This window comes from Nostoc favosum CHAB5714, from assembly GCF_020829495.1.
In the GTDB taxonomy this organism is placed as follows: Bacteria; Cyanobacteriota; Cyanobacteriia; order Cyanobacteriales; family Nostocaceae; genus Nostoc; species Nostoc favosum.
This window is the reverse complement of record NZ_JAIVFQ010000054.1, coordinates 37,281-52,346: the sequence shown is the minus strand read 5'-3', so window position 1 is coordinate 52,346 and position 15,066 is coordinate 37,281. Positions and strand designations below refer to the sequence as shown.

3 protein-coding genes are annotated in these 15,066 nt (G+C 44.4%); all 3 read left to right on the top strand.

Features of this window, described 5'->3' with window-relative positions:
* Positions 1–2,253 (top strand): condensation domain-containing protein (locus LC586_RS26235; protein WP_229488170.1); only part of this gene is annotated, 2,253 nt, incomplete at its 5' end.
* Position 2,254: 1 nt separating this feature from the next.
* Positions 2,255–10,912 (top strand): non-ribosomal peptide synthetase, encoded by an 8,658-nt coding sequence (locus LC586_RS26230; protein WP_229488169.1) that lies wholly within the window; start codon positions 2,255–2,257, stop codon positions 10,910–10,912.
* A 356-nt stretch (positions 10,913–11,268) separates the two neighbouring features.
* Entirely contained in the window at positions 11,269–15,051 is a 3,783-nt protein-coding gene (locus LC586_RS26225) for a non-ribosomal peptide synthetase (protein ID WP_229488168.1), read from the top strand.
* Positions 15,052–15,066 lie beyond the last annotated feature (15 nt).

Genomic DNA, 15,066 nt, shown 5'->3' with positions numbered 1-15,066 from the left:
AGGGAGATGAGGGAGATGAGGGAGATGAGGACAGACCAATACCCAATACCCAATACAACTCTTGGAGAGGCTACGCCAACGACTTCTCTACGAGACGCTACGCGAACGCTCAGTACAAGTGCCCCATGCCCAATACCCAATACTCTTTACAAAACAGGCGATCGCGCCCGCTATCTATCAGATGGTAATATTGAATATCTGGGACGCTTAGATAATCAAGTTAAAATTCGGGGTTTTCGTGTGGAATTAGGGGAAATTGAGGCAGTATTACAAGCTCATCCCCTAGTACAAGCAGCGGTGGTGGTACTCAGAAAGGATAATCCCAATCATCCGCAGTTAATTGCTTATATTGTTAGAAATCAGCAGAACTTAGAATTGACAGATTTTCGGCAATATTTAGCAACAAAATTACCTGCTTATATGTTGCCTTCTGCATTTGTCTACCTGGACAAACTACCACTAACAACCAATGGGAAAGTTGACTCAACGAAACTCCCACCTCCGGAAATTAAACAGCAACAAGCAGCACCCCGGACACCAATAGAAACAATCCTCGTGCAGATATGGACGGAGCTTTTAGGGTATAATGTGGGAATTGGCGATAATTTCTTTGAGCATGGAGGCGATTCGATTCTCAGCATTCAGATGGTGGCAAAGGCGAATCAAGCAGGTGTGAAATTAACTCCCAAGCAGCTTTTCCAGCACCAAACAATCGGCCAATTAGCCACAGTCATCCAAGTGACTCCCCAAGGACAAGCAGAACAAGGGAAAGTCACAGGAACAGTTTTCCTCACACCAATTCAGCACTGGTTCTTTGAGCAAAATTTGCACAAATTGGATCATTTCAACCAAGCAATAATCTTGGAGGTAGAGCCGAACCTGCAAGCAGATATTTTACAGCAGGCAATTGAGCAATTGCTAATCCATCATGATATGCTGCGATCGCACTTTGTTCAACAAGCAGTCCAATGGCAACAATATATTAGTGCATCAATTGCTCAAAATCACTTAACTGTGGTGGATTTGGTCAGTTTGCCCAAGAATACACAACAGCATTTGATCGAGTCAACTGCATCCCAACTCCAAGCCAGCCTAGATTTAGCAACGGGAAAATTACTGCGCTTTGCGCTGTTCCGACTGGGGAATGGCTACAGCGATCGCTTATTATTAATCATTCACCATTTAATTGTTGATGGCGTTTCCTGGCGGATTCTTTTGTCAGATTTAGGAAGTGCGTATCAACAGCTAAAAGCTAAAGAATCTGTACAATTACCCGCAAAAACTACATCTTTCCCCGAATGGGCGCAGCAGTTACAAAACTATGCTCAATCAGCAGAACTCACAGGAGAATTAGCAACTTGGTTAAAAATTCTCCCCAGAGAATCGCCTGCATTACCGCTAGATTATGAGTATCATCCAAATGTCAACACCATAGCTTCCGAAACCCAAATCAGCGTTAACCTCGATGCTACCCAAACCCGCGCCTTGTTGGAAGAAGTTCCAAAAGCTTATCATACACAAATAAATGATGTGTTATTGACAGCATTGGTGCAGAGTATGAGTCAATGGACATTAGCACGTTCGCTACTGGTTGACTTGGAAGGTCATGGACGAGAAGATTTGTTTGCAAACACAGACATTAGCCGAACAGTTGGTTGGTTCACGACCATTTTTCCAGTATATTTAAAATTAGACAGCAGTAACGACCTGGGAGCTAATCTTAAATATGTCAAAGAGCAACTGCGGCAAATTCCCAACAAGGGTATAGGCTACGGTTTACTAAGATATTTGAGTTCAGATAAAGCGTTTCTCAGTACCCCACCCACCTTAGCAAGGGGAGGGTTTGAGAGCGGTGTACAAAGTTTACAACAACTACCTCAATCTGATATTAGTTTTAATTACTTGGGGCAACTAGATTGGTTTTCCTCCCAAGGATGGATTCACGGAATTGCTACGGAATCAACAGGATTACTATCCAACTCACAGAACTCACGCCACTATAAACTAAATGTCACCGCCTGGATAGCACAGTCTCAGCTAAACGTACAGTGGCGATACAGTCGTAATTTACACGATGGCGTCAGCATCGAACGGATAGCACAGCAATTCATCAAAACACTACAAACTCTGATTCAGCATTGCCAATCACCCGCAAGCGGCGGTTACACACCATCGGATTTCGCAGGTGCGCGTTTGAATCAAAAGCAACTTGACCAATTTATTAATAAACTTCAGCAGCCAAAAAAGGGGTAGCGTGGAAACCACTATTGCTGACATCTACGAACTCTCTCCTATGCAACAGGGAATGCTCTTTCATACCTTGTATGCTCCCAATTCTGGTATTTACTTTGAGCAGCGTAGCTGTCTGATTCGCGGTAATCTAAATTTAACTGCCTTTCATCAAGCTTGGCAACGTGTAGTCGAGCGTCATACCGTTCTTTGCACCGCTTTTCACTGGCAAGAGTTGGAAAAACCGCTCCAGGTAGTACACAGCGATGTAAAATTACCTTGGGAAGAATTAGATTGGCGCAATCTAGAAGTAGCTGAACAGCAGACAAAATTAACAGCTTTTCTTTTGAGCGATCGCACTAAGGGATTCGATTTGCAACAGCCTCCCCTGATGCGCTGTACAATGATTCAGTTACAGGCAGATATTTACCAGTTTGTCTGGAGTCACCATCATTTATTAATGGATGGTTGGTGTAATGGGATTTTATTAAAAGAAGTTTTTACCTTATATGAAGCATTTTGTCAAGGGCAGAATGTTTCGTTACCATTTCCCACAGCCTACCGGAATTATATTCTCTGGCTCCAGGAGCAGAATCAAACTGAAGCTGAAATCTATTGGCGAAATAACCTCAAGGGTTTTACAGCACCTACACAGATTTTAGAAGGGAGCAGGGAGCCGGGAACGGTTACAACTCAATCGGGAACGGTTACAACTCAATCGGGAACGGTTACAACTCAATCGGGAACGGTTACAACTCAATCGGGAACCGTTACAACTCAATCGGGAACCGTTACAACTCAATCGGGAACCGTTACAACTCAATCGGGAACGGTTACAACTAAACCGGGAACCGTTACAACTAAACCGGGAACCGTTACAACTAAACCGGGAACCGTTACAACTCAATCGGGAACGGTTACAACTCAATCGGGAACGGTTACAACTCAATCGGGAACGGTTACCAGGGAGCAGCAAAGAAAGCTTGACTCTGTTACTACCACGGCTCTCCAAACCTTAGTTCGCCAACATTATCTCACCCTCAACACCCTGATTCAAGGAGCTTGGGCGCTGCTTCTGAGTCGCTACAGTGGGGAAACAGATGTCGTATTTGGCACAACTGTCTCCGGTCGTCCCCCGGAATTAGCTAATGTGGAAAGCATCGTTGGCTTATTTATCAACACTCTACCTGTGCGAGTGCAAATTGATGCCCACGCCGAAATAATTCCTTGGCTTGAGCAGTTGCAAACTCAACAAGTAGAAACAGAGCAATACACCTACAGTTCCTTAGTAGAAATTCAAGGCTGGAGTGAAGTTCCCAATGACATACCTTTATTTGAAAGTCTATTGGTATTTGAGAACTATCCAGTTTCCATAGAATCAATTCTGAAAATTGCCAACAGCCATTTACAGATTCAAGACGCGCAGGGATTTGCTCAAACTAACTATCCACTCACACTGGGAGTCATTCCTGGTGCGGAGCTATTATTACAAATCAGCTATGTAAGCTATCGCTTTGATGAAGCGACGATTGAACGTCTTCTCGGACACCTGGAAAATCTCCTCACAAGTATAGTGACAAATCCTCAGCAAAAGTTGTCACAATTGCAAATTTTAACAAGCAACGAACAGCAGCAACTACTTAAAAGCTGGAATCAAGCTACACAAAAATATTCTAGCCAAGAGTGCATTCATCAACTATTTGAAGCGCAGGTGGAGAAGACACCTGATGCTGTAGCTGTAAGACTAGAAAATAAACACCTTACTTATCGAGAACTGAATCAACGAGCTAATCAACTGGCTCATTATCTGAAAAAGCTGGGCGTCAAACCAGAAGTTCTGGTTGGTATTTGCGTAGAGCGCTCAATCACAATGATTGTAGGATTGTTGGGCATTCTGAAAGCCGGTGGGGTTTATGTCCCTTTAGATCCGCGATTACCTCAACAACGTCTAGCTTTCATGATATCAGATTCACAGGTGTCGGTGCTATTAACTCAGAAATCTTTGGTAACAGTTCTACCTGATTTGGAATCGCCTATAGTTTGCTTGGATGCAGACTGGGAATTGATTGCCCTAGAAAGTGAGGAGAATCCAGCTACTCAGATGACATCCGAAAACCTAGCTTACACCATCTATACATCTGGCTCTACAGGTGTGCCAAAAGGTGTGATGGTTCAACACCAGTCTTTGGTAAATTATATAGAAGCTGGGATAGTTGAATATGAGATATCTCCTAGCGATTCCATTCTTCAATTTGCATCCATCAGCTTCGATGCAGCCGCCGAAGAAATTTTTCCTTGTTTGGTGCAGGGTGCAACGCTGGTATTGCGAACAGACGAAATGTTGAGTTCCATCCCAGAGTTTCTGAAAATCTGCCGTGATTGGCAGATTACAGTACTGGATTTACCTACTGCATTTTGGCATCAACTTGTAGCTGAATTATTAGCTATGAATTTGACAATACCAGATTCTGTCCGATTAGTCATCATCGGCGGTGAAAAAGCTTTACCAGAACGATTAACCACTTGGCAGGAGCTTGCTCCAAAGGTATGCTTGGTGAACAGCTACGGCCCAACAGAAGCAACAATCGTGACGACTACCTGTGATTTGTCAGGGCTAACTGTTCAGACAATAGGGCGAGAACTGCCAATTGGCAAAGCTGTTAATAATGCCAAAACCTATATCCTCGACTCCCACTTAAATCCTACCCCAGTAGGAGTTCCAGGAGAGCTTTACATTGGGGGAATTGGTGTAACTAGAGGCTATTTAAATCGACCTGACTTGACGGCTGCTTTGTTTATTCCCGATTTATTTAGTGAAATAACAGGGGCGCGTCTCTATAAAACAGGCGATCGCGTCCGTTATCTTGAAGATGGTAATATAGAGTACTTGGGAAGATTTGATCACCAAGTTAAAGTTCGGGGCTTCCGCATTGAGTTGGGTGAAATTGAGGCGTTACTCAGTCAACACCCAGATGTACAAGAATCTGCTGTTGTCGCTTGTGAACAGATAACAGGTGACAAACGTTTAATTGCTTATATCGCTCCCATAACTGCAAAATCATCAAATTTGCAGCAATTTTTAGCAAAGAAGTTACCAGGGTATATGATTCCCGCCCATTTTGTTTTCTTGGAAGCATTGCCGCGTACTCCCAATGGTAAAATTGACCGGAAGGGGCTACCGCAAGTAGAAGAATTACCTGGGCCAACTGTAACGGCTCCCCGCACACCTAGCGAAGAATTGTTGGTAAGCATTTGGCAAACGGTGTTGAACTTAAAGTCAGTGGGAGTTGAGGATAACTTCTTTGCTCTGGGTGGACACTCACTGCTGGTAATTCGGATGATTTCCCAAATTCAGCAGGTATTTGGGATAGATATACCATTGCGGCAGGTGTTTGAAACACCAACTATTGTTGAATTAGCGAGGGTAATTGCATCATCAACATTAAATACACCCCTCCCCAGCCCTCCCCTTAGCAAGGGGAGCCACTGCGTTGCGGGGGTTCCCCCCGTTGTAGCAAGTGGCGTGAGGGAGTATGACAGGGAGAATTTACCCCTTTCCTTTGCTCAACAACGCCTCTGGCTTTTAGCACAATTAGAACCAGATAACTCATCCTACAACGTGGCTGCGGCATTGCATCTGAGTGGTAAGTTAAATGTTACTGTCCTCAGACAAAGCTTTACCGAAATTGTCCGTCGTCATGAAGTGTTGCGTACCAGCTTTTCCACCGTTGATGGTCGTGGGGTGGCAGTTGTATCTTTTGATGCAAATATACTTATTCCAGTTATTGACCTAAGTTCACTCACGGCATCGCAACAGCACCAAACCGTTGAGCAGCTTGCTCGTTGGTCAAGTCAGCAGCCTTTTCACTTAGAACAGAGTCCGCTTTTACGAGTCAATTTATTATATCTACATCCAGATGAAAACGTATTATTACTGACCATGCATCACATCATCACCGATGGTTGGTCAGTTGATGTTTTAGCGCAAGAAATCGCAACTTTATACCAAGCATTTTCCCAAGGACAGCCTTCTCCTCTGCCAGAGTTAGCAATTCAATATGCCGATTTTGCCGCCTGGCAGAGACAATGGTTACAGGATAATAAATTTGACTATCAGCTTGAATACTGGCGACAGCAGTTACAGCAAGTTCCAGAGCTTTTGGAATTACCCATAGATTATCCGCGTCCGGCTGTACAGACATTTCTGGGTAGGCGACAAAGTTTTGAGTTATCTTTAGAACTGACTCAAGCAATCAAGCATTTATGTCAAGAAACGAACACCACTCTGTTTATGGTGATATTTTTGGCGTTGAGTGTGCTGCTGCATCGCTATAGTGAGCAAGATGAAATCGTTATTGGTAGCCCCATTGCCAATCGTCATTATCCGGGTACTGAAGGAATAATCGGTTTTTTTGCTAACACTCTAGCCCTGCGAATTTCCTTAGCAGATAATCCTAGTGTTGCCGAATTATTGCCACAGGTGCGGGAAATTGTCTTAGCAGCTTATGCTCATCAGGATGTACCATTTGAGCAGGTAGTTGAAACATTACAACCGTTGCGATCGCTAAGTCACTCGCCATTATTTCAGGTAATGCTGGTTGTAGAGAATGCCCCCACCCAACCAATAGAATTAACTGGGTTGCGCTGGAGTCCCATAGAAATCGATGGCGGTACGGCAAAGTTTGACCTTACCTTGATGATCGCAAAAACAAGCACCGGATTGCAAGGCAAATGGGAATATAACTGCGATTTGTTTGCAGAAACTACAATTAATCGGTTTACAGAACACTTACAAACTTTATTAACAAGCATTACTTCAGAGCCAACACAGAGGATTTCTGATTTATCTTTGATGAGGCAGGTAGAAATTCAGCAAATTATCAGCTTGGGTAGTGCAGCAATATATCATCCGCCTCAATGTATTCACGAATTATTCGAGCAGCAGGTAGCAAAATCGGGTGATGCCATTGCCGTAATTTATGAAAATCAAGCTTTAACTTATGCAGAACTCAATAGCAAAGCGAATCAACTTGCCCACTATCTTAAATCTTTGGGAGTCAAGCCAGAGGTAGGTGTTGGTATTTGTGTAGAACGTTCTGTTGATTTTCTCATAGGAATATTGGGAATTCTCAAAGCAGGCGGTTTTTATCTGCCGTTGGATGTTAACTATCCAAGTGAGCGTTTAGCATTTTTGATTCAGGATGCTCAAGTGCAAGTGTTGCTAACTCAAGAGCAATACATTGAAGGGATAAAATCACGCCTAGACGCAACTGACTTTTCAGAGGATTTGCAAAACCTCTCTCCAAACCTCTCTCCTAAGAGGAGAGAGGCTTTGAATTCTCCCGATTCCCTACAAGGGTTGGGGGCTGGGGGGTTAGGTTTGGCGTTGACTTTTCCACATGACGTGAAAAGCTCACGCAGAGGAGGACACTTCCGTGCGGGGGTTCCCAAAGTTGAGGAAAGTGTCCGTCGCGCCCAGGTGCAGAGAGGGAAAGAGGAATTTACAAAATCATCTTTGGAACTGCCAATTTTCTGTTTTGATAATGATTGGCAAAGTATTGCTCAACAACCCATAACCAACCCTGTCAGCTATACCACACCAGAAAATCTCGCTTATGTGATGTATACCTCCGGCTCAACAGGAGTACCTAAGGGTGTGTGTGTACCCCATCGCAGTGTAGTGCGGTTAGTGCAAAACTGTGATTATGCTCAACTGAGTGGCGATGAAATTTTACTCCAAACGGCCCCGGTTGTATTTGATGCTTCTACCTTTGAAATTTGGGGGGCGCTACTCAACGGCGCACGCTTGGTAATTTTGCCGAGTCAGCAGCCAACGCTAGAAGAATTAGCAAATGCGATCGCACAACATCAAATTACCACTCTTTGGCTAACAGCAGGCTTATTCCACCTGATGGTCGATGAACATCTCGCTAGCTTGAAAGCCGTGAAACAATTATTGGCTGGCGGTGATGTTTTATCTGCTGTTCATATTAAAAAGCTTCTGGAAACCTATCCTCAATGTCGCGTCATCAACGGCTATGGCCCCACTGAAGGGACTACCTTCACTTGTTGCTATATGATAAAGGATGCCAAACAAATAAATCATACTGTTCCTATTGGTCGAGCGATCGCTAATACCCAAGTTTACATTCTCGACCGCTACCTTAACCCTGTACCCATCGGCATCACAGGTGAATTATATATTGCAGGTGATGGACTCGCCCGTGGCTACGTGAATCGAGCAGAGTTAACAGCCCAAAGGTTTGTCCCGAATCCTTTTATTAGGGAGTGGGGAGTGGGGGGACAAGGGGGACAAGGAGGACAAGGAGGACAAGGAGACAAGGGGACAAGGAGAATAACCATGCCCAATGCCCAATCCCCAATGCCCAATGCCCAATCCCCAATGCCCATCCTTTACAAAACCGGCGATCGCGCCCGTTACCTGCCAGATGGTAATATTGAGTACTTGGGACGATTGGATAATCAAGTCAAAATCCGAGGTTTTCGGATTGAGTTAGGTGAGATTGAATCAGTACTCGCTCAACATCCAAGTGTACAAGATTGTGTGGTAATTGCTGACGAGTTGAAATCACAGCATAAGCGGCTTTTAGCTTACTTTGTACAACACACAAAATTGGAACAGATTTCTCTAACTGAACTGCGGCAATTTCTTCAACAACGGCTACCAGATTACTTGATTCCTAACTTTTTTATCCCGTTGGAAACTTTACCGCTAACGCTTAATGGTAAAGTAGATCGGCGGATGCTACCAGCACCAGAACTACCAAACGAGCAGGATGTAATTTTACCACGTACTGATATAGAGGCGATACTAGTCAATATCTGGTCATCACTTTTGCATCTGCCTCAAGTCGGCATCCATGATAACTTTTTTGGACTAGGTGGAGACTCAATTCTGGCGATTCAAGTGATTAGCCGTGCTAATCAAGCAGGGTTGCAACTGACTCCTAAACAGCTTTTCCAGTACCAAACTATCGCAGAATTAGCAGCAGTTGTTACCCCTGTCTTAGCAACTCACGCCCAGCAAGGTATAGTTACAGGTTCTGTACCACTCACACCCATTCAACATTGGTTTTTTGAGCAAGAGTTGGCGAATCTACATCACTTCAATCAAGCGGTGTTTTTGCAGGCGAAGCAGAAATTACAGCCAGCAATTCTCATCTCAGCTTTGAAAAAACTATTACAGCATCATGATGTGCTGCGGAGTCGGTTTGTAAAACCCTACCCATCCTCCTCTTACCAAGAGGCTACGGTGTACACACATCTTGGTAATGAAGCACAAGCCCTGGATTTACCCCCCTTAATCGCCCCGATGCATTGGGGGAAATTTCCGGTTCTCCCAACTTCGCAAGAGGGGGAGTTAGAGGGGGTCATAGCCCAATGTAAGAGGAAAGTGGAATGGCAAGCTACAATTGTCGAGCCAGATGATGATATTCCCTACGTTTGTTGTGATTTATCGGCGTTATCGGCGACGCGACAAGAAGCGGCGATGAGAGAAATTTCTAGCCAACTGCAAGAAAGTTTAAATATTACCCACGGTTCATTGCTGCGGGTGGCTAATTTTGATTTGGGTGAAGAATCTCGCCTATTAATAGTGATTCATCATTTGGTAATAGATGCAATTTCCTGGCGTATTCTCCTAGAAGATTTGCAGACGGCTTTAAGCCAACTAATTCAAGGGAAAACTATTGATTTACCGCCAAAAACCACTGCTTTTGCAGCTTGGGCAGAACAGTTACAATGGCTAGCATCATCATCAACAACTTTATCAGAAGAACTTGATTACTGGCTATCAAGCGATGCCTGCGGCGGGCTTAGCCTACGCCAAACAGTTAAACCCCTACCAGTAGATTATCTCGATGGTAGTAACACGATAGCCGATGCTGATGCCATTACCATAACTCTCTCAGCAGTAGAGACACAAGCATTACTTAAACAAGTCCCCTCAGCGTACAACACCCAAATTAATGATGTGTTATTGACTGCCTGCACACAAGCAATCTCGACATGGACAAAAGAGGATTTAGTCTTGATTGATTTGGAAAATTACGGGCGGGATTTTCCTGGAGTAGAGATAGATGTATCTCGTACCGTGGGCTGGTTTACAGTCATATATCCCCTATTGTTGCAAGTTGAAAGCAGCGACAATTGGGGCGAAAAGCTCAAAGCTATCAAAGAACAATTGCGGATAGTGCCAAATCGCGGATTTAACTACGGACTACTCCGTTATCTTAGCAAATCCAACAAAATCAGCGATCGCTTACAGACTCTCCCATCCCCAGAGATTAACTTTAACTATCTGGGACAGTTGACAGTTGACAGGGGACAGGGAGAAGATTTACCCTTTACCCTTTGTGATTCTATCTCTAGTGGTACACCCCAAGATTCACAACAACATCGACGCTATCGCATTGAAATCAATGGTTTTGTGCGGTCAGGGCAATTACAATTTGACTGCATATATAGCCGCAAACAGTATCAAAAAACAACCATTGAACAACTAGCTACCGACTTCTGCACTTACTTACAACAAATAATCACCCACTGTCAAACCCCCGATAACGCCGGCTATACGCCCTCCGATTTTGAATTAGCAAACTTAGACCAACAAACATTAGACCAAGTGCTAGAAATGGTCAATTTTGAGCATCAACAATTCTAAACTCCTCAGAAGTTATAGCAATTTGAAAAAAGAATGCGACACATGGACAAAACCCATCCCCTTATTCAGGTATCACCGCCCTTGTCAAGGGGGGAGAGCAGAAATCCGGTTCCCTCCCCAATACATCTCTTAGGGTTAGGGTGGAGTAATATCAAGTCCGCTAGAATACTTGTCATTACGAACGTAGCGATAGCGGAGTGAAGTAATCCCAATCTCTTGCGATTGCTTTGTTCCACTCGCAATGACATATCGTAAGTGATTAACCGGACTTGATATAAATCTTTCTCTGTGCGCCTCTGCGTGAAAATTTCTTATTTATATTTAGCAACACCGAATTTTGAGACAGAGGATAAACAGTGAACACAACCCTAAACCGCCAAGCCATTCAAGATATTTATCCCCTCTCACCCATGCAGCAGGGTATGCTGTTCCATAGCCTTTATGCTCCCAATTCTGGGGCTTATGTCATCCAAGTAAGCTATGAATTACACGGTAGTTTAAATATTCCGGCTTTTGAGGAAGCTTGGCAACATTTAGTCAATCGCCACACCGTGTTACGAACAGCATTTGTTTGGGATAAGTTAGAAAAACCATTGCAAGTAGTCGGCAAACAAGTAAAATGTCCCATCACTCATCTTGACTGGCGCAATTATTCTACCACCGCCCAACAAAAGGAACTCGCAACAATACTACAAAAAGAGCGACAACAGGGATTTAGCTTATCGCAAGCGCCCCTAATGCACATCACTCTTATCCAACTTGCACCAGCAGTATATCAATTTGTCTGGAGTTATCACCATCTACTGTTAGATGGTTGGTCAATGCCGATTTTGCTTCAGGAATTTCTGATGATTTACGGCGCATACATCCAGGGACAAACACCGAGACTATCTAACCCACGTCCTTATCGAGACTACATCGCTTGGTTGCAGCAGCAAGATGTTTCCCAAGCAGAAGCATTTTGGAAACAGCATTTACAGGGATTTACAACTCCCACCCGCTTGGGTATTGGACAACCTGGGGATGCTCGACCTGATAATTTATCCACCCATTATACTGAGCAAAGCATTCACCTAACTTGTGAGCAAACGCAGCAACTATACAATTTCGCCAAACAACACCAAATTACTCTCAACACTCTTGTACAGGCAGCTTTTGCTCTATTGTTAAGTCGTTACAGTGGGGAAATAGATATCCTATTTGGTACTGTCTGTTCCGGTCGTCCAGGCACGCTAACAGGTGTTGAATCGATGGTGGGGCTGTTTGTCAATACATTACCACTACGAGTATCAGTCTCACCACAGCAAAAATTATATTCTTGGTTGCAAAACATCCAATTACAGCAAGTAGAAATACGGCAATACGAATACAGTAACTTGACGGATATTCAACGTTGCAGCGAAGTTCCCCGTTCTCTGCCATTGTTTGAAACCTTGGTAGTGTTTGAAAATTATCCTGTGGAACCTACCCTCAAGCAATCCTTGGAAACAGTGCAAATTCGTAATATCCATGCCACAGAGCAAACAAATTATCCTTTAACACTGTATGCAGTGGCAGATTCTCAGCTTACTTTAAGACTATTATCCGATCGCGATCGCTACACCGAAGACAATATTACCCAATTATTACAACAGCTAGAAACCTTATTATTAGGGATGCTGACTCAGGGTGATTGTCTTTTGGTACAACTGCCATTACTTTCCCCGATACAACAGCAGCAAATACTAGTTGACTGGAATAATACAGCTAGGGAAATCCCCAACCAATGTTTACATGAATTGTTCGCGCAACAAGTAAAGGAAACACCCGATGCAACAGCAGTTGTATTTGAGGAATACAGTCTTAGCTATGGCGAATTAAATGCCAAAGCCAATCAAATGGCTCATTATCTCCAAAAATTGGGAATTGTGCCAGAGGCACGGATCGGAGTTTATTTAGAGCGTTCGCCACAATTACTTATAGCACTATTAGGTATCCTCAAAACTGGAGCCGCATACATTCCTCTCGATCCCAGTTATCCGGCTGAACGTCTGCGCTTCATGATTGAGGATGCTCAGATTGCGTTGCTGCTGACTGAATCTAGCCTTGGGGGAGTAGGGGGAGATGAGGGAGTAGGGGGAGATGAGGGAGTAGGGGAAGTGGGAGAAGTGGGGGGAGAAAAAATAACCAATGCCCCATGCCCCATGCCCCATGCCCCATGCCCAAACTATGAGGTAATCTGTCTCGATACAGATTGGAAAGCGATCGCTCAATGCAGCATAAAAAATCCTGAATGTCAAGGAAGTCTAGCAAATTTAGCTTATTTGATTTACACCTCTGGTTCCACCGGCACACCAAAAGGGGTGATGGTGGAAATGCGATCGCTTGTCAATATTCTCACAGCATTGAAGCAGCAGTTCTCAATTACCGCCAGTGATCGTCTTTTAGCAAGCACGACAATCGCTTTTGACATAGCCGCCTTGGAACTGTTTTTACCCATAATTGCAGGTGCTCAACTCATCCTCACTCGCCAAACCGCCCTAATTGACCCCAGCCAATTAACAGCCGCTATAGAACAACATCAAATCACCGTCATGCAAGCTACCCCTGCAACTTGGCGGTTACTTTTAACAAGTGGTTGGCAAGGCAAACCAGACTTAAAAATTCTCTGCGGTGGAGAAGCATTAGATAGCTTCCTCGCCGCACAACTTCTATCATCCAGTCAAGAAGTCTGGAACCTTTACGGGCCAACAGAAACCACAATTTGGTCATCTCTCCAAAAAGTGACAGCAAGCGAACCTGTTACCATAGGTCGTCCCATTGCCAACACTCAATTTTACGTCCTCGACAACCATTTGCAACCAGTTCCCGTGGGTGTACCCGGAGAACTCTACATCGGTGGTACGGGAGTTGCACGGGGTTATTGGCAAAGACCAGATTTAACCGCAGAACGGTTTGTGTCGAATCCTTTTGTTGGGGATTGGGGACTGGGGATTGGGGACACAACGACTTGCTCAGTGCATCGCTGGGGACTGGGGATTGGGGAGCAGGGAGCAGGGAGCAGGGAGCTCTTGAGCAGAGGAGTGGAGATCAAAGACTCATTAACGGAGTTCAAAGACTCGTCGGCGAGTATTAAAGACTCATTCACGAGTATCAAAAACTCGTCAGCGAGTATTAAAGACTCGTCAGCGAGTATCAAAGACTCATTAACCCAGTTCAAAGACTCGTCAGCGAGTATCAAAGACTCATTAACCCAGTTCAAAGACTCGTCAGCGAGTATTAAAGACTCATTCACGAGTATCAAAGACTCATCCCCAATGCCCAATGCCCCATGCCCAATGCCCAATGCCCTATACAAAACAGGCGATCGCGTTCGTTATCTACCGTCTGGTAATTTAGAATACTTAGGTAGATTGGATAACCAAGTAAAAATTCGGGGCTTTCGCATTGAGTTGGGAGAGATTGAATCGGTACTCAATCAACATCCAGAAGTGGCGCAGGCTGTGGTTACTGTGCAAGAAGATGAACCGGGAGAGCGTCGTTTAGTAGCGTATGTTGTCCACAATACACCCCTCCCCAACCCTCCCCTTGCTAAGGGGAGGGAGCTAGAACCCCTTCCCAACCCTGTCCTTGGCAAGGCGGGTGGGGTTACAGCTATACGTTCCTTTTTAGCAACAAAATTGCCAGCGTATATGATACCTGTGGTGTTTGTCGTCCTAGAGCAATTACCTCTTACACCCAACGGTAAAGTGAACCGCCAAGCACTACCCGCGCCAAATAACTCGCTTTCAGCACTGGCGACATCTTTGATTTTGCCGCAGACACAAATCGAGCAAAAAATCGCTGACATTTGGCAAGAATTACTCCATGTTGACACCATCGGCATCCATGATAATTTCTTTGAGTTAGGAGGACATTCCTTACTGATGGTAAGAATGCAAGGACAGTTGCGCGATCGCTTAAATCAAGATATTCCTCTAGTAGAGTTATTCCGTTATTCCACAATTAGTTCCCTATCCACCTATTTAGCCCAAACCACCGCCTCCACTTTACTTGATGGCGAAGTTGAATCTAGAATTGTCCAGCTAGAAACGGGTAAACAGCGACTTCTGCAACGCCGCCAACAGCTTGTAGAAAATCAGCAAATTAAACCAAATTAACCTTCTTCTGTCATC